Source organism: Methanobrevibacter sp. V74 (genome assembly GCF_963082495.1).
Taxonomy (GTDB): Archaea; Methanobacteriota; Methanobacteria; order Methanobacteriales; family Methanobacteriaceae; genus Methanocatella.
This window is the reverse complement of sequence record NZ_CAUJAN010000001.1, coordinates 324,333-343,976: the sequence shown is the minus strand read 5'-3', so window position 1 is coordinate 343,976 and position 19,644 is coordinate 324,333. Positions and strand designations below refer to the sequence as shown.

Genomic DNA, 19,644 nt, shown 5'->3' with positions numbered 1-19,644 from the left:
GATAATTATTTTATAACTTATTAATTTTTAAATTATACATTGTTAAAATTTATTTTAAAAATATAAAATTAAAGATTAATTTTATAATTAAATTTATACAACTTTAAACTTAATATTAGTTTTAGTAGTACCATATGTTGAAGTAGATTTAAATCCTACAACACCACTATAAGATCCTTTTTTAATATTACAAGTTAAAGTAGTAATTCCTTTTGAATTAGTAATTAAATTATAAGTTTTTCCTTTAAATTTGAAATAAACTTTTTGGTCTTTTATAATCTTACCATTATAAGTTTTAAATACTACAATAAGTTTTTTACCTTTTTTAACCTTTTTACTTAAAGCAAATACTTTAGGAGCTACAACCGAAACTTTTATTTTTTTAATTGAAGTTTTATGATAAGTAGCTGAGAATTTAATAGTTGCTTTATAAGTTTTTTTAGAAAGACTAAGAGCTAAACTAACTTTGCCTTTCTTATCTGTAGTTCTCTTATAAGTCTTGCCATTAATTTTGATAGTTATAGATTTACTTGCAACAGCTTTATTATTAGTATCTTTTAAAATAAATAACTAATTTTTTACCGTCTCCATAATATTTAACTAAATTGCCCGCAATAATTTTTGTAATTCTTGTTTTTACTTTAACTTTCATGAAGTTATATGAAGATTTATAATTAGAATCCCCCGAAAATTTAAGTGAAACTGAGTAGGTTTTAGGAGGTAAGTTAATAGCTAACGCAACTTTACCATTTTTATCTGTGATTTTCTTATAAGTCTTATCATTAATCCCTATCACAACTTTTTTATCATTAATACCCTTCCCTGTATTATCTTTTAAATAAGCAACCACACCAGAACCATCATTATAAAAAATTACAACATTGCTCGCAATAATACTAGTTGGCATCATATTAACAAAAATCTTTGAGCTTCCACCTGATCCTGTACAATTTTCATCATCATAAAATAAATAATTTATAGAATAACTACCTTTAGGAAGAATTCCAATATTAAAAGTAACTACACCATCAATAGTGATATTTTTATAAGTTTTTCCATTAACTGTAATATGTACTATTTTATCATCTAAAAGAACATTACCCTTACCTTTAAGAGTAGCTTTAATGACAATAGGGACATTATAATATGTATTAATGTCAGATGCAACTAATGAAGTACTCATATAAATGACATCTAATTTTTTATTTAATACTTGAGAAGGTTTATAAATATCATTTCCATCATGAATAACAGAAAATGTATAATTATCTATAGAGATAGCTTCTTCAAATAAAGCAATCCCATGATTATTAGTAAATAAAGAATATAACCTATCTTGACCTTTTGAATCAGTTAAATAAATTCTAATTTTTTTATTAGGGATAAAATTACCTTCAAAATCGATTAATTTAATTACTAACATGGGATTTTGATTAATAAAAGATATAGTATCTTTTACCACTAAATTAGAGATAAGACCGTCATTATCATATATAATACTATTATTTTTACAATTATTTGAATAAGATACACTCTCATCTCCTTTTAAATTAGCTAATAAATAATTATTAGAAATATTATTCTTAACAAAATCACTTGAGAAATCTCCACTATTAGTTAAATCAATAGTATAATCTCCTGTAACATTAATTAAATTATTATTTACAATTACTTTGCTTCCATAATCCACAACAATAGCTAAATTATTTGATTGAATTTTATTAGATAAAATAGTAGTAATAGATTTAGAAACAATTATTGTAGGATTTGAGGAAGAAGATACAATTAAATTTCTAATTAATGAAACATTATTCACATTATTGAAATAAATAGTAGAATTATATTCAACATCGAAATTAATATTCTCAATTATTATATTATTTGAAGTAATATTAAATTGAATATTTTTTATATTAGCATCATTTCCTAAAATATAAATAGGTTTATTAATATTAATAGAATTAATATTTAAATCGTCACTATCAAAACGTCCTTTAAATACTAAAATATCTATATCCTCACAGTTTAAATTACCATTATTATCAAAATAACGAAAGAAGAAGGTATTTTTAGTCACGACAAAAATTTTTTTATAAGTATTATTTTCACATATGAGAGAATTTTTATTTAAAACATCACTTAAATCCATAAATAGATCATTAAAAGTTAAAATATTATTATTTATAATAAAAACATTTGTTGGATATTTGGAATTAGATTGTTTTTTAATTTGAATTCCCATACCAGACTCAGAAGTAATAACATTATACATGATACGTAAATTATTCATATATCCTAAAGTATAAACACCATTGCCAGATTCAGTGTTAATAATATTATCATAAATATTAACATTACAAGAAGAAGCACCTATATGGATACCTCTACTTGAAGCAATTACTGTAATTTTATTGCCATAAATCTCATTATTAGGGCCTGCATAAATTGCAGACCCTCCTGAACCTCCAAAAGTATACATTTTAGAATTATAAATAGTATTATTAGCAATTAAAGACCCTAAAGATCCAACAATTGCATAATCTCCACCTAAAGTACCATCATTTCCTTCATTGTAACCACCAGTAATATTAAATATAATATTACCTACAATTTCATTACCTTCACCATCAGTAGAAATTCCTCTAAAAACATTATAGATTGTATTATTTAATGCTTTATTATAAGACCCAAACATTTGAATACCATATGTCCAAGAGGAAGGATTTGACAATCCTGTTTTTGTACTTTTTGATGAACTTCTAATAGTATTATTAAAAATTATATTATAATTAGAAGGACCACATCCATATGATGATAAATAAATGGGATTAGACTCTTTTACTGTGACATTATTATTTGCAATATAATTATAATGAGATTCTCCTAAAAGAATACATGAACGAGTCCAAGAAGCATTAAAACCACTTGTAGATTGATACCAAGTTTCAAAAATATTATTTGTAACTCTTGTATGATTTGAAGCAAGCAAACGAACTGGATTTCCACTTGCACTTTCAGTATAAATAACATTGTTTGTAATCTCAATATATGCAGAATTTGTAGCAATCACTCCATTAAATCCTGAAGCAATAGTATTATTAATTCTTAAATTTGAAACTTTTGCCCATTTAGACTCAGAAGCTATTACTTTATCAAATTGAATAGTACAATCTTTAAGGTACGCATCACAAGATGTACTTATAACAGTTACCGGGATAGTGAAAATCATTACTTCAACATTATGAAAATTCCCAGATAAGTCAAGAGTATCATAAGGAGAAACTTTAGTAGTATCCACATATCCCTCTTCATTAAAATATTTATTAAAATCAGATTCTGTTAATTTAATAACTTTTCCACTAGTTTCTGAATTATTAATTGAATCATTTAAATTAGTTTCAATATCAGAAATACCAATACCCTCTTCAGAAGATTCTTCTTGATAATCTGAACTAGCTAGACTTAAATAATTATTATCAACATGATTAGAAGTTTGAATATCACTAACTAAATCCATATCTGTAGCATTAACTCCCCCTATACTTATAATCATTAAGATAAATGTTAAAATTAAAATTTTTATTTAAATATTCCATTTTACCACACAAATAATTTAAATATTAATATATACTTTTAAAAAATTCAAATATAATTATATTTTAAAATTCAAATATAGTTATATTTTACTAAATAATTATTAATAAAGTTGAGTGTTGACAGAGTAGGCTCTTTCAAAACTGTGTGATTTTTTTTAGTTTTTTATGTTCCGCATGTTTCTAATTTTAGCATGAAATTCTTTAAAGTATATTTTTTAGACTTAGAACTTGTATAAACAAGAATCCTATTTTTAAAATCTATTTATCACATTTTCTAACATTAATAATTATCCTCAATTATTTTCGCAACAGGAAAAATCATCATTTGATAGAATTAGAAAACCCCAGAACAAAATCAAAAGTTTTAAATTATTTAGACTCCATACAATAATATGAAGCTTCTATTTTTAATTTAAACATGTGAATTATATTATTTTCATTCAATATATTAATTTATTCCTTTAAAAACTAAAATAAAAAAAAAAATTTCATGACTCAAAAACTATGAAAAATTCAAATCACATAATTTTTTGAAATCGTCAAAAAAAAAATAAAAATTTAAAATTAACTAACAATACCTTCATTAGTAATTTTAAATACACATTCACCTTCAGGTAAATGAGGACTATCTACCAAACGTGCAATTCTTTTACCTGCTAATCCTTTTTTAAGCCAAATTCTATAAGTAGACGCATGCCCTAAGACGTGACCTCCAATAGCTTTAGTAGGGCTTCCAAAGAATGAGTCTGGTTTAGCTTGAACTTGGTTTGTAATAAAAATAGCTACATTATAAGTATTAGCTATTTGTTGAAGTGAATGTAAATGTTGATTTAATTTTTGTTGCCTTACAGCTAAAGACTCCCTTCCAACATACTCTGCTCTGAAATGAGCCATTAATGAATCAACAATGACTAATTTAATATTACTTCCTTGTTGAATAAGTTCATTAACCTTATCTGCCATTAAAATTTGATGAGCAGAATTAAATGCACGAGCAACATGAATTTTTCTTAAAACTTCATCAATATCTAATTCAAAAGCATTAGCTATTTGTTCAATCCTTTCTGGACGAAAAGTATTTTCAGTATCAAGGAATACGCATTCTGCATCAAGACCACCTAATTCTTCAGGTAATTGAACTGTAACTGCTAATTCATGAGAAATTTGACTTTTACCCGATCCAAATTCTCCGAATACTTCTGTAATTGATTGAGTTTCAATTCCACCACCAATTAAATCATTTTAGTCAGACTACTGCTGAGAGAAGGGCTGAAACAAAGTTTCAATTCCACCACCAATTAAATCATTGAATTCTTGACTACCTACAGTAATATGACCAACTTCTTTTCTCCTTTCTAATACATCAAATGCTGTTTCAAAATCAATATTTTCAGATTTACGGGCTGCTTCAATAACTTTTTCAGCGACTCCTTCCCCAATTTCTGCTTTAACAGATAATTCTTTAGGAGTAGCAGTAGCTAATCTCATCATATCTGCAAAACCTGCGTCTCTTAATTTTTCTGCTGTTTTTTCACCAACACTTGGCAAATCTTCTAATTCCACCATAATAATCATTCCTCTAAATTATTTAATTTTAAAAAGTTTTGGATAAAATTTTCTTAGGTCTAAGCCTATTTGTTTCATTATATTCATCGAAACTGACATCAGCAATTATTTCTAATGTTAATCCATCTAAATCTTCGACTTTATCTTCAATTCCATATCCGTCTTCAACAATATCAATTACTTCTTCTTTTTTCATCATAATAAGTTCTTCAGCTAATTTTTCAAAGAAAGTGATTGATATATCACCAGTATCATCTTCAAATTTAGCTGGAATCATTAAAATGTATTTTGGTTCTTCAATTTCCTCACCACAATAATCACAAACAATATTTTCTTCAAATTGATCAAGATTATTGTTACAGTGTGGACATTTCCTAAGAAGTGTTCTTTCACCAGAAACTTCTTTAAGGATACCAGTTATACGAACATTTCTATCATCTTCAGTTAATGATTCAATTGTTTTTTCTATATAAATCGCTTCTACTAATTCCTCATGAGAAGGTAGGTTTTCTAATTCTTTCTCAGTTAAATCAAGTATAGAAGTGTTTCTTGAAACTGTTAATTCAAGATGATCATCATTAAAAGTTATACGTGGATTTTGTAATTTAATAGCTTTTCCAATTTCAAAATCTTTTTTAGCATCGTTATTCCATAATACTACCCTAATAGATCCAGTATCATCAGCTATTTCAATATTTCTAACATAACCTTTATCTCCAGAATCTCTATCAAATTCTCTAATATCATAAGACTCAATGACTCTTCCAAAAACTATTATATTTTCTTCATCTTCATCTTCAATATCTTCAATTTTCATATTTGTATAAATCATTTTTTTCAAGAGTAGACAGTTCTGGAATAAATCTCGCTGAAGCCTCTTCATCAGTTAATTTAATAACTCTAGAAGCAGATCCAATGTTTAAATCCACATCATACATGCCTAATCTAGTTCTTGCGTTTTCAATTTGATAAGCAGCACCCATTTCATAATCTTCTTGAGCTTTAGCATCCCAAAATGAAAGTTGTATTTTACCAGTTTCATCAGCAAAAACTGCTGAACGTACAATACCTACACTTCCATCATCTCTTTGGAATTGATTTTCATCACTTATAGAAATAATTCTTCCAATAACATCAACTTCAATTCCATCTTCATCCATTTCTTCAACTTTACCAATGGAAATAGGCCTTAATTGTTCTCTTAATTTATCAAATAAATCCATTTCTTCAACAGATAAATTATTTGGATTAATAGTTATTTGAGTATTAAAATTAGTATTCATTGAATATCCACTTGAAGTGTAATCATCAAAACGAACATCTCCCCCAATGATTTTTACAACATCACCTTTATTTATTGGTAATTCTGTATCTTTACCCCAAACAGTCACTCTAATAGATCCTGTATCATCTAAAATATCAAAATTTCTTAATTTTCCCTCTGAATCATCAGCTTTTCTTTGAAATGTTTTAATATCTTGAAGTTTAGAAACAATGCCAAAAATTGATACATCCTTTTGTTCTGTTAAATCTGCAATTTTAGAGATTTCTTGAGTCAATTCAGGAACATCATAATCTCCTTTGATTATTCTACCATCCCAATGTGTTAAAGATATTTCTTCATTTCTTTCTCTTGACTGGGCTGCAAGTATTTTAACTGTATCTCCATCATTTAACTCCAAGTCTTCAATCAAATCAACACTTTTATTCCATAAAGTGTAAGATTATAATTAATTTTTCTTTTTGAATAAATTAAAAAATAATTTTAAAAAACATAATAAGATTATTCCAAAATAAACAATAATGTTTATTAAAAAGAAGTTTTCACTTGCTTGGTGTTTTTTATAATATATATACATTGCCTTGTAAAACTCATAAATTAATTTAGATTTTTGTTTTTTACTACTTGCTCCTTTTAAATGTGTTATACTAGATTTTCCATAGTAAATTATTTTCCAACCTTCTTTTTTAATACGATAACATAAGTCTATATCTTCACCATACATAAAAAAGCTTTCATCTAAAAAAGCAGTTTTTCCTAAAGCATTAAATCGCATGAAGATAAATGCTCCTGTTAAACAGTCTATTTCATAAATTTCATCGTCAGCTAAATTATCTAAATTATAATCATCATTTTTACTTTTAATTGGTATGTGAAATAATCTAAAAAATGAGTTTTTTACATTAGGAAAACTTCTTTTACATGCCTTATCAAGTTCTCCATTTTCTAAAAGAACCTTACAACCAATAGCTCCCACATCTAAATGTTTTTCCATGTAATTATAAATATTATTTAAGGTATTTTCCCAAACAATAGTGTCTGAATTTAAAAGTAGGACGTAGCGGCCTTTACAAATATTTAAAGCTTGGTTGTTGCCTGTTGCAAATCCATTATTTTCACTTGAAGCTATAAATTTAACTTTATCTTTAAAATATTCTTGTAATTTAGCTAAACTATCATCACTAGAGTTATTATCAACAACTATTATTTCATGACTAAAAGAATAGTTATATTGGAAAATTGAATTTATTGTGTTTTTTGTTAGCTCAAATGTTTGATAATTTACAATGACAACTGAAAGATCCATAAAAATTCACTATTTATTTTTTTAAAAATTTTAAAGTATTAATAATTAATCGATATTCAAGTTTAAAATAATTTTTTGTATTTTTAGAATTGAATTTAACTTTATCTATTTTATTTCTAGTTTTTAATCCTTCTTTAATACCTTCTAAATATGTTGGACCAAATCCTTTTTTTAAGAAAAATAAATACTTAATAAAAAATCCTAAAAATAAAAATATAAAGTTTAAGATTTTTTGAGGAATCGGAAAATTTTTATAAACAACCCAAATATTGTTTCTAGCAGATAATTTCACTTTAAATTCATTATATCTACTTCCACTAGTTGCGCTTCCAATGTGATATACAATAGCATAAGGACATGAAAAATTTTTATAACCATTAATATGTGCTCTTAAACTTAAATCAATATCTTCTGTGTATGCAAAAAAATTACTATCAAAATATCCAATTTCATCTAATAATGATTTTTTATACATTGCAGCTCCAGCACAACTTGAAAAGATTTGCGAAACTTCATTAAAATTAGAAGATTTTTGATTTTCACCTATCTTCTTACTCCATGCTAAAAGATTATATTCATCTCCTGCATCATCTATTAAATTTTTATTATTATATTGTAGCATTTTAGCTTGTACAGAAAAAATATTCTCATTAGATGAAATAATTTTTATTAACTCTTCAATGCATCCTTTTTTAACTTCAGTATCATTATTTAAAGAAAATATATATTCATATTGAGCTTCAGATATTCCTTGATTAACTGCTGGTGCAAACCCTAGATTTTCTTTATTTTCTATTAATTTAATTGGAAAATTAAAAGAGTTGCTTTTAATATAATCTAGACTATTATCATCACTAGATCCATTATCTATGATAATAACTTCGCCTATATATTCACAATCTTCATTAAGCGAGTTAAAATAATTCTTAAGGAATTTTTCACCATTATAATTTGGAGTAACAATAGAAACTTTCATAATAATCAAATTGAATTTTTAAATTTCATCCACATTTTATAATATAATTTTGGATTAAATAAAAATAATTTTATTTTTAAATTAAATTTTTTATCTCCTTTGAATTTAGATAATTTTTTAAATAAATCTAATTCTTCCATTTTTAACATGATTTCATTAAAATCATAATTATTATAAAAGAAATAATTCATATTTCCAAATATCGCTTTAGGAATTCTTGAAGTTATAATTAAACTAACTAAGTCATTTTTACCTTGTTTATTAAAAAATTCTGCTAAATTTTCTAAAATTTGAATAAATTCAAAGCGTTTAAAGCTTGAAGTGTTTATAGTTGAAGATTCATGTTGAATATAAAAATAAGTGATTTCATTACTAATTAGTTATTTCTTATCACCAAAACTTAATGTTTTAAGTGCAAATTCTGTATCTTCACCATACACAACACTTGGAGTGAATTTCAAATCATTATTTTTAATAATATCTGCCTTATACATCACTTGCCATAATTTAAGTGGCATTTCCATCATTAGTTCTTTTTTAATAAATTCTTCAGTTGACATTTCTTCTTGATGGTAAAAATATGGATTAGAAGTTTTATCTTGATCTTTTTTAACAAATTGAACTAAACTAAATTCATCTATATTTTTATAAAGCTCTGATAAGTGAGTTGTTAAAATATAATCATCTCCATCTACAAAAACAAAATATTGCCCACGAGCCATCTCCATTCCATTATTTCTAGCTACGCTTACACCACTATTTCTTTGGTGAATAATTTTATGAGGAATATCTGTTTGACTTAATGTTTCATATATAATATCTAAACTATTATCACTTGAACCATCATCTATAACAATTATTTCATAATTATCAAAATTTTGATTAATAATTGAATTGAGTGTAGTTGATATATATTCTGAACAATTATATACTGGAACAATAACACTCACTTTAATATTATCCATATTAAGCACCATTATTTAAAATAAAATCTACAATTCTCTCACTAGATTTACCATCAATTGTATCAAATTGACTAGCTACAAAGTTATCACTTTTTTCTTTATCAAAATTTTTATTTTTAATTATTTCAACTAATTGATTTGAATTATCTACAATAACACCTGGAACTGTTTTTTTAAAATCAAAGTAAAATCCTCTTTCATTAGCTATGTAATCATCATAATCATAAACAAAAAATACAATCGGCTTGTTTAAGATTGAAAATTCAATCATGATAGATGAATAATCTGTAATTAAAATATCACTAATTAACATAAGTTCTTGTTCAGATTCATAATTACTACAATCAATATAATACCCATCATAGGAAATATTTTCTTTTGAAAAGTCTTTAATTTTAGGATGAAGTCTTAAAGCTAAAACATATTCCTCACCTAAATGTTTATTAAACTCTCTTAAATTTAAATAATTAAAAACATTATTGTATTTTTCTTCATTTCTAAATGTTGGAGCATAAAGAATAATTTTTTTATCTTCAAAACCATGTTTTTCTAGGAAATCTTTTTTAAGCTTTTCAACATCATGATTTTCAAAATAATAATCAACTCTTGGAATTCCTAAAGGTATTATTTTAGACGAATCAATTTGGAATGCCTCTTGATAAAATTTTTCAATATTTTTAGATGTTGTAAATAAAAAATCTGTATTATTAGATATTTTTAAAAGCATTTCTAACTCATCACTACTAGATACTGATGCTCCAAATTTTTTAGATGCACCAGGAGCATGCCATAATTGAATAACTTTTGAATCATCTTTAAAATTCATGAAAGCTAGTGGAAAAAAATTATCATTTAAAAATATATACTTAGAAGTAGCTAAATTTTTAAAATTTTTAAAAGAGAGATTATTTTTATAAAATAAATTAAATTCAAAAGTTCCTCTTCTTTTGAAGCTCTTTTTTAATATAGTCAAAATTACCTTTAAATGATTTATTTGAGTCAATTATAAAAGTTACTCTATTATCTTTTATTGAAAAAATTTTAAAAAACTTAAATAAAATTCCATAAAATTTATGTTTTAAATATTTCATAAAAATCAACTAAATTATATAAAATATTTTTCTGATTAATATTAATTAAACATAACTAAAAAGCGGGACTGTCAATTTGTTAGTTGGTTTTTTTTTTGATTTTTTATCCAATTTTTTATTCTGTGGAGTATTTGATTAAATAAGCCATTTAATGTTCTGAATTTTCTTTTTTCTGATTTTAGTAATTTATTTCCATTGTAATTTTCTAATTGGTTGTTTGTTCGTTCTAATTTTTGGTAATTTTCTTTTTTAAGGAAATTTAAGAATTTATTATAATTTGGCAAAAAATTGTCATTTATGTAATTTTTTAAAGGTTCTGGAAAATTATTTATTTCTTGTTTTAATAAGTTAATATAGTATATGGCTTTTTCATAGCTTTGTTGATCAAATAATTTGAAAAATAGTTCATAATATTCCATTATTTCTTTTTTTAGTTCTTCTACTTTTTCTTTGGTTTGTTTTTTCTTTTTATAATCAGAAGCGTTTGGATGTTTTTTTTTTCGTATTCTTTTTTAAATTTTATTTTATTTTTATTTAAAAAGGTTGTTATTTTATTTAATATGTTTTGACTTAAGTGAAATATGCATTTTTGATGAACAAAACCTAATTTGCCCATTATTTTATCATAACTCTTTTTTAAGTCAGTTATTATTGCTGTTATTTTGTGTGAGGGAATATTATTTTTTTATGAAATTTTCAATTGTTTCATCGTTTTCATTATCAGCTAATAATTCGGTAACAGGCATTTTATTGATTATATCAAACAGAACATGTCTAAAATATCATGTACGCTCTATACGAACCTATTGAACATCATAACTATAATAACCAGATAATTCAAAATCTTTATTAATGTAATATAAGTTATCCAGTAATATTAATGATTTACGAACAGTTTCATAAGATATTGTGATTTTATTAAAGATTTTTATGGAATTTTGAAATGTTTCTAAGAGAAACATTCTCTAATTCTTTTGTTTCATTTGATTTGCTTAATGTATCTTTGTGAAAATGAGAATAAGCAGCATAATCTTCTAAAAATTCAGTTTGAGAGTATTTTTTGCATTTTTTTACAATAATATCTTTGAACTTTAACATGAATTTTACCACCATCCTTTGTATAAAACTCACGAGTATTATAACCATTTTTAACAACCTTTCTTGAAAAACAATGCTTACAAAAAAGGTTTATTATAAGTAAATACTCCTTTACTACTTTCAAAAATAGATTTATCCTTCGGAGAATCCATTTTCACTTGATAATCAAAATTATCAAAACAGAAAAATATAAGTTGTTCATCAGACATATTACAAAATGGAGAAGCTTGTTTTTTAATTCTCATAATATATACTAAGTTTCTCCACTTATTAATAATTTTCTCCCACATTTATTATTTTTAAAAACAAGCAAGTAACATTTCAAGTATAAAATAAAACCCAATAATAAAAACCATCAAACTATTTAAATTTTTCCTGAAAATTAAAAATTAAAAAATAAAAAGATCAAAAAAAACTAAAAAAAAATAAGAAAAAAATTCTACCAACTAACTATTTGACAGTCCTTAAAAAGCGGCACTTTCAAAAACTTAAGTGATAAATTATTTTTTGATTAATTTATGCACTTAAATTATTTTACAATAAACGATTTATTAGCTTTAAATTATAAAAATAAAGCCAAATATCAGGAAAAAGTTTTTAGTAAAAGACTTGTTTAAAGTGAAATCACCTAAGTTTTTGAAAGTGTCTAAAAAGCAATACTATCAAGTTAAGGTTTTTTAGATTTTTAAAATCCCTGGCTTTTGCTTGTTTTACAATTTTTGTTCCAATTTTTATCTTTATCTCTTTCTGCATTTGTTTGTGCAGGTATTTTCGTTGCTACAAGTTCTTTTGAGCCGATTTTCATTATTTCTTTTATTACTTGTTGTATTTCGTCTTGGTTGTTTGTTAGGAGTCTTGGTAGTTGGTCTTTGATTTCTCCGATGAGTGTGTTGATATTGGAGTGGTATTTGTAGGCGTGTTTTTGCTGTTTCTTTTTGGTTTTTTCTTGTTATTTTTTTAGTTCTGCATCGTTTTTTATTCCTATTAGTAGGTTTAGTAGGAATATGTGGTTGTAGAAGTCTTGTTCTATTATGGTTCGTCTTCTTCCACTGAATTTTTCAATGTATAATTTGTTTTTTTTAATCATGTCATAATCGGTTTCTACTTTTCATCTTTCACCATTATTAATATGTTTTAATTCTTCGGATGTTGCGATTTCTTTTGGTAAAATTGGTTAAATAGTATTTTCTGTTTCTCCAGTTTTTAATTTTACTTTAATTAATTCTGGGACTTGAATATCTTTTTTTGTTTTTTTGCAATTTTTTTTTAGTTCTTCGTCGTGGAAATTTTTTTTTATTTTTGCATTATTACAAGCTTATATCATAATATTATCATCGATTTTTTTTCTCCATGCCCATTTTTTTGTTGTTGTCTTTTTTTTTTGAATGTACTTGTTTTGTTTTTCACTGGATTAAATAGTATGAATTCAAATGTTTTTTTTGTTTTTAACATGATTTTCTGTGGAATATATAAGTAATCTATCAATAGCATGTGATTACTATATATTCATATTAATTTTGTTTTTTTTTTAGATCATCTAAGTGTCTTAATGCTAAATGTTATTTCATTTACGGTTTGATTTTTCAATTATTGATTGATATTACAAAGTCTATTTTTGTATCGGCTGTGCAAGAGATTCTTGTATTTGCAGCAAATGTTTCAACTTCATTATTTGGTGGAACTCCCATTTCTTCACGTGCTTGTGGATGATTAGGAATTTCAACATAAGGATCCATCTGTTGCCAAAAAACATGAAAATCCTTTAAAAGTTTCCATTTCTTCTATATTGTTGTATATTTCCATCATAACTCCGTCATTCATGTCTATAATAGACTTTAGGGTTAATTATATTGCATTCTATCACACGCCAGAACCTGTTATCTTCATAAGAATAATCACCTGTTTGACTCCTTAAATACCTTATTAACTTCATTAAATTTTGTTTTCTTACGATTAAATAAAGGAAATTTAATTGCAGTTTCTAAACTCCATTTTCCACTACGAACAAAAGCATTATCACTTAATATAATATTTTTTCATCAACAATAATTATTATAAAATTTGCTAAAAAAAAATTTGAAAATTCATATTCAAAAACCATCAAAGATCACCACCCAAAAACAACAATTCTCAAATAAAAAAAATAATTTTATTAGATAATAATACTTTATAATTAAATAATATATAATATTAACTATAAATAATACTTAAAAATAGATATAAATAAATTAACACCCAATAAAATAAAATTAAAATGATAATACATAGATATAAGTAAAATAAACAAAAATTAACAAAAAACAAAAATCAGAAAAATCTCTTAACTTGATAGTACTGCAAAGTTCTAAAAAATTACTTAATAAAAGATTTTTTCCCAGAATATCAAAAAATTCCTATGGTTCCTTAAAAAGGAATTTAAAGGAAAATTAACAAGAACTAACAATAATTCTGAAATGTACTTCCACACAACACTACCAAAAGCTGAGAAAAAATGATATAGGACTAAAAATGGAGTATTTAATCAGATATCCAACAGAAAAAATGGCTGGATGAAAAAAATAAAATCCCAACTAACAAAATGACAAATCCATATTAATTATAAAAAATAAAGGTAAATATTAAAAATTTGATAATTATTAAATAAAACAAGTTTTTAAAATATCTGTAAAAAAAGTTTACAAAAAACAAGACATTATGCTTGTTTTTTTGTTTAAATTTAGTTTAATTAATTTTTAGCAATCTTATTTCTTGCGTTCTTTGATTCTATATCCCATAATTAGTAATACTAATATAACTACAATCATATCATTTGCAGTAATTTGAATGTAATTTGTATTTTCTGTTTCAATATTTTTGGTCACTTCATATGATTTTTGATTATTAGAATCAACTTGGCCACCGAAACCTGCGCCACTAGAAGATAAAGAAGCGCTAGCAATATCCATATTTGAAGAACCATGAGAATAATGTGTTGAATTTAAATCACCATTATGTAATTGTGAATTACTATGATTTAGGTTATTTCCAATAACATCAGTTTTATGGCTATTATTTCCAGTAAAAGAATTACCCCCATTATCTAACCAACCTAATCCTAAACCATTTCCTTTAAAAGGACTATTTAAATAATTTTTCAAACTATTAGGATATTCATTACTACTCATTTTACGAACAGGTTTGGAACCATCAGTATTATTCATAACTAGATTTCCAGTACCGCCAATAATAGTTACTGCACGATTACCGCCATATTTTCTACCATTCAATATATTATTAGCAACAATGGAATCACTAACAGTTGATCCACTACCACCTTTAAGTGCAACAGCATAATCACCATTAATTGAAACATTATTATATTGAATATTATATTTATGATTACCATTAGTTTTTTGAGAATAACTCACACCATAAACATTAAAACCTTTCTCAAACTTATTTACAGTACTAACAATGATAGTATTATTCATAATTTTATCATTAGAATCTTGTACTTCAATTCCAGCAACTAAAGCCCAACTATGTTTACTAGCAAATCCAGTAACATTAATAAAATTACTAATAATATCAATTTGAGTTTTACCATAATAATTTTGAGAATAAATCCCAATATTCGGACCATTACAATAACTACTAATATTATTAAATGCAATTAGGATATTTTCAGCTTGACCAGTTACTTGAATCGGATAAGCAGTACCCTGCGCCTCTTTACCACCAGTTGTGCGAATATGAATATTATTACCATAAATTACAACATTATTAGATAAATACAAATCTAAACCATACAAATAATTAACATCACCTTTCTTTGTAATGTAATCATTTTCAATAATTTTATTATTTTCTATTGTTGAGTTATGGCATGCATAAATTAATACAGCATCTAATGTAGGTTCTCCTTGAGCAAAACCATTAACAACACAACGAATATAATTATTAGATAGTCTTAAACCATGACAGGAATCCGCAGCAAATGCGGCTACTGAATCCATACTAATTCCACCATAAATTTCAGCCATCCAATTAACTGCCCTCAAAGGAAGAGAACAATCAATTGTATTACCCGAAACAATAGCATCACGAGTATTAGTTAAAACAACACCATAATTATAACCTTCTTTTAATGCATTACCATACATCTTAACAGTATTATTAACTAATTTAACATTAAATAAATCTCTATTTAATCCATTTGAATAAATTCCAAACCCAGTGATATTTTTAGGCACATGATAATCAATATTAACATTATAAACAGTGACATTATCCCCATTAATTAATACACCCGCATAATCATTATCACTAAATTCCTTATTTAAAACAAAATTTAAATTAGTTAACAACACACCATTAGCTTTTATATTAAAAACTGTATTGTTAAACAATGTATTTCTACCAGTAATCTTAGTATTAGGAGAATCAATAGTAATCACACCTTTGTCAGTGAACTTACCACTAAAAGTTATAATTTTCCCACCATACTCCTTTTTTAAAACATTATTATCATCAAAATACATCTTATAATTCTTTTGATTAACAACAACATTACCATATGATTTCAATTCATCAGAGACACTAAAAGAATAAGATTCATCATTACCAATTTCAACATTAGCATTACTACTTGTACTATAAGTTAAATTATCCTTAAGATCAGTTGAAGCAGAAACCAAACTAATACAAGACAATAAAATAGCAAATATCAAAATTAATAATAAAAATTTATTAATTTTCAATTTTAAAATCTCCTCCTTACTCTAAATCTATCAACAATACACCAAATAGTCAAAAACTATCCAGCATGAAATATAAAGTAAAATTTAATAAAAATCTAAAAATAATAATATAATAAATCTTAAAAAATTATTAAATATACATTTTATAAGATATATTTAAACAAAACTATTATTAATAATTTTTTATAAAACCCCAGTACTATCAAGTTAAGGTTTTTTAGATTTTTAAAATCCCTGGCTTTTGCTTGTTTTACAATTTTTGTTCCAATTTTTATCTTTATCTCTTTCTACATTTGTTTGTGCAGGTATTTTCGTTGCTACAAGTTCTTTTGAGCCGATTTCCATTATTTCTTTTATTACTTGTTGTATTTCGTCTTGGTTGTTTGTTAGGAGTCTTGGTAGTTGGTCTTTGATTTCTCCGATGAGTGTGTTGATATTGGAGTGGTATTTGTAGGCGTGTTTTTGCTGTTTCTTTTTGGTTTTCTTGTTATTTTTTTAGTTCTGCATCGTTTTTTATTCCTATTAGTAGGTTTAGTAGGAATATGTGGTTGTAGAAGTCTTGTTCCATTATGGTTCGTCTTCTTCCACTGAATTTTTCAATGTATAATTTGTTTTTTTTAATCATGCAGGATGGGACATGACTCTCATTAATTTTTAAAATTTTTTTTTTCGCTTATTTTTTTCCTTTAATTTTATATATTATGAAGTACAATCTTTTATTATAAATATTAATATTTATGGTTGTTTTATTTATGGTTTTAAAAGATGATACTATTAATCAGACTATGTTGGTGCCTATGGACTTGAGTAATTTGATTCTTGAAGGTCATCCGTGTTATTTTTATTAAAAATGTGGTTGGTCAAATTGATTGTTCCGAAGCTAACAAGGAGTTTTTCGTGATAAGCCTGGTGAACCTGCTTATCCCTGTGAAATGTTGCTTAGGATTGGTTTTGATGAGTGTTATTTGATGGTGGATTGTCTTCTCCTAATTGAGAGAAGAACAAGAACTGAATATTGCTTATATGTACTTTAGCAGGCATGCAAAAGCCAGTTTATAGGGACAATTTTATAAGATTCAAATTGAATTATACCTGATTTAATTGATGAATCTTTTAAAACAACTTTTAAAGATTTGCAAAAGAAAAAAATCCACCATTTAGAGTTTTAGATGGAACTAAAGCAAAAACATCTTTAAAAAATAATAACCAATGAACAACAATTAAAAATAATCATGAAAAGAACACTTGGAAGAAAAGTATTATAAATTGGATCAAGAAGAAGATTTGGAATTGGGCGATGAATCTGGAAAAATTAGTATTCCTGAATCATATTAACAAACAAACAAAAATTCCAAGAAACAGTAAGAGAAAATCAATAAAAAAAATCCTTTGAAAAAATGATGGAGACCAAAGATAAATTGAGAACTTCAAGTAAAAACCTCTTAAAACAATCCAGAAGAAAAATCCTGAAAAAAAATTTACAAAAAAGCTTGAAACACTCGAAGAAAAGCTTAAAGAATCCTGGAAAAAAATGATGTAATTAAGTATAAATGACCCAGATTCAAGATTTTCATGATTAATAAAAAAAAAGGTAAAATGGGGAATTTGTATTACAATAGACAGATTACTGTAGACTCACATAAAAGAATAATCCTAGCATCATACATAACAATACAATCCAACAGACCATTACGAACTTGTTCCATTAAATGGAACAAACACAATCAAATTTAACAGAAATATAACGATGAAAATGCCTGTTAATTACCAAGTAAGTGCAGATAATGACTATTCAACAGATGAAAAACACAGAATATCTTGAAAAAACATGGACCTTGACAGTTACATATCCTCACGAAAACTCTCAAGAAAAAAGAAAAAAAATAGTATAATAATTGTCCGAAAAAAAAACCATTTTTCCAAAGATTAATTATCAACTATGATCACGAAATAATGACCTATATCTTCCCCCCCATTGGTCAACCACTATAGAAAAAAAGCGAATACCAATACAAAAACAAAACAAGGATCACACATTGGACCAAAGAATGCAAAAACTGCCCAGTACAAGAATATTGCAGTAAAAACACAACGATACAGAATAATCAGTGACTATGGAAAAATTTCAAAAATAAAAATGCAAAGAAAAATAGAAAACCACAAAAGCCCCACCAAAAAAAATCTACAAAAATACGCTCAAAAAAACAGCAGAAACTACCATTTGCAAAACATGAAACAAAACATGCACCTAACAGAATTCACAACAACAGGATTAAAACAAGTAAATACAGAGTTTAAACTATACACAATAGGACACAACTTAAAAAAGAATATACAACGAAATAAACAATAGAAACAACTGAAAAATAAAATTATTGCAAAAAAATTTTTAAAATAAAAAAAATTCTATGAAAAATTAAAAAATTTCATGTCCCATCCTGGATTTAAAAAAAAAGTTGACTAGAAAAAATCTAGTCTTGAGAAGGTACTCTTTCACCTAATTCATTGTTTAACTGATACATTAATCTTTTATCACCATCAGCTAATTTAGCTTTAGCTAGTAATTCCATTGCATTTTCTTCTTCTTCAACTTGTTCTTCAACAAACCATTGTAAGAAGTTGTTAGTTGCATGGTCTTTTTCTTCAATAGCTAAGTTAACTAAATTATTAATTAAACCGGTTACCATTTGTTCATGTTTAAGCACATGTTCAAGTGATGCTAATGGAGAATCCCATTCGGTTTGAGGTCCTTCGATTGCAGTTAAGGTTACGGAAGCTCCCCTTCTTATAATGTAATCATAAAATTTCATTCCATGATCCAATTCTTCATTTGCTTGTACTCTCATCCAATTAGCAAAACCGGATAAGTCTTCATCTTCAAAATAAGCTGCCATGGATAAATATAAATATCCAGAGTAAATTTCAGCATTTAATTGAGCATTTAATGCTTTTTCCATATTTTCAGATACCATAATATCACCTATATAATATATGTACTTAATTTCATATAAAACCTACTACAAAT

The 19,644-nt window shown here is 25.4% G+C and carries 12 protein-coding genes and 1 pseudogene; all 13 read right to left on the bottom strand.

The annotated features are described in order from the left end of the window. Positions 1–547: 547 nt before the first annotated feature. Positions 548–3,517, bottom strand: a complete 2,970-nt coding sequence (locus tag Q9969_RS01685; protein WP_305553719.1) for a right-handed parallel beta-helix repeat-containing protein — start codon at positions 3,515–3,517, stop codon at positions 548–550. A 643-nt stretch (positions 3,518–4,160) separates the two neighbouring features. Beyond that, a pseudogene (radA, locus tag Q9969_RS01680) lies at positions 4,161–5,162 on the bottom strand (DNA repair and recombination protein RadA). Between the two features lie 28 nt (positions 5,163–5,190). Beyond that, the gene (locus tag Q9969_RS01675; protein WP_305553716.1) at positions 5,191–5,979 is read right to left on the bottom strand and encodes a hypothetical protein; all 789 of its coding nucleotides are present in this window, start codon (positions 5,977–5,979) and stop codon (positions 5,191–5,193) included. Then, the gene (locus Q9969_RS01670; RefSeq protein ID WP_305553713.1) at positions 5,969–6,856 is read right to left on the bottom strand and encodes an OB-fold nucleic acid binding domain-containing protein; all 888 of its coding nucleotides are present in this window, start codon (positions 6,854–6,856) and stop codon (positions 5,969–5,971) included. The genes Q9969_RS01675 and Q9969_RS01670 overlap by 11 nt, the downstream gene beginning before the upstream one ends. 36 nt (positions 6,857–6,892) lie before the next feature. Further along, the gene (locus tag Q9969_RS01665; RefSeq protein ID WP_305553710.1) at positions 6,893–7,750 is read right to left on the bottom strand and encodes a glycosyltransferase family 2 protein; all 858 of its coding nucleotides are present in this window, start codon (positions 7,748–7,750) and stop codon (positions 6,893–6,895) included. A gap of 13 nt (positions 7,751–7,763) precedes the next feature. Continuing rightward, the gene (locus tag Q9969_RS01660; protein ID WP_305553707.1) at positions 7,764–8,726 is read right to left on the bottom strand and encodes a glycosyltransferase family 2 protein; all 963 of its coding nucleotides are present in this window, start codon (positions 8,724–8,726) and stop codon (positions 7,764–7,766) included. A gap of 380 nt (positions 8,727–9,106) precedes the next feature. Continuing rightward, positions 9,107–9,691: a glycosyltransferase family A protein gene (locus Q9969_RS01655; RefSeq protein ID WP_305553704.1), complete on the bottom strand. Its 585-nt coding sequence runs from the start codon at positions 9,689–9,691 to the stop codon at positions 9,107–9,109. A gap of 1 nt (position 9,692) precedes the next feature. After that, positions 9,693–10,664, bottom strand: a complete 972-nt coding sequence (locus Q9969_RS01650; RefSeq protein ID WP_305553701.1) for a CDP-glycerol glycerophosphotransferase family protein — start codon at positions 10,662–10,664, stop codon at positions 9,693–9,695. Positions 10,665–10,853: 189 nt separating this feature from the next. After that, positions 10,854–11,201, bottom strand: coding sequence for a hypothetical protein (locus Q9969_RS01645; protein WP_305553699.1), 348 nt, complete (start codon positions 11,199–11,201; stop codon positions 10,854–10,856). Between the two features lie 499 nt (positions 11,202–11,700). Continuing rightward, the gene (locus Q9969_RS01640; RefSeq protein WP_305553696.1) at positions 11,701–11,880 is read right to left on the bottom strand and encodes a hypothetical protein; all 180 of its coding nucleotides are present in this window, start codon (positions 11,878–11,880) and stop codon (positions 11,701–11,703) included. A 1,583-nt stretch (positions 11,881–13,463) separates the two neighbouring features. Further along, positions 13,464–13,616 carry a hypothetical protein gene (locus Q9969_RS01635; RefSeq protein ID WP_305553693.1) on the bottom strand — a complete coding sequence of 51 codons (153 nt, stop codon included), beginning with the start codon at positions 13,614–13,616 and terminating at the stop codon, positions 13,464–13,466. 1,005 nt (positions 13,617–14,621) lie between these two features. Further along, on the bottom strand, positions 14,622–16,619 hold the full coding sequence (locus tag Q9969_RS01630; RefSeq protein WP_305553690.1) for a hypothetical protein: 1,998 nt from the start codon (positions 16,617–16,619) through the stop codon (positions 14,622–14,624). Between the two features lie 2,471 nt (positions 16,620–19,090). Continuing rightward, positions 19,091–19,591 (bottom strand): ferritin, encoded by a 501-nt coding sequence (locus tag Q9969_RS01625; protein WP_305512942.1) that lies wholly within the window; start codon positions 19,589–19,591, stop codon positions 19,091–19,093. Between the last annotated feature and the right edge of the window lie 53 nt (positions 19,592–19,644).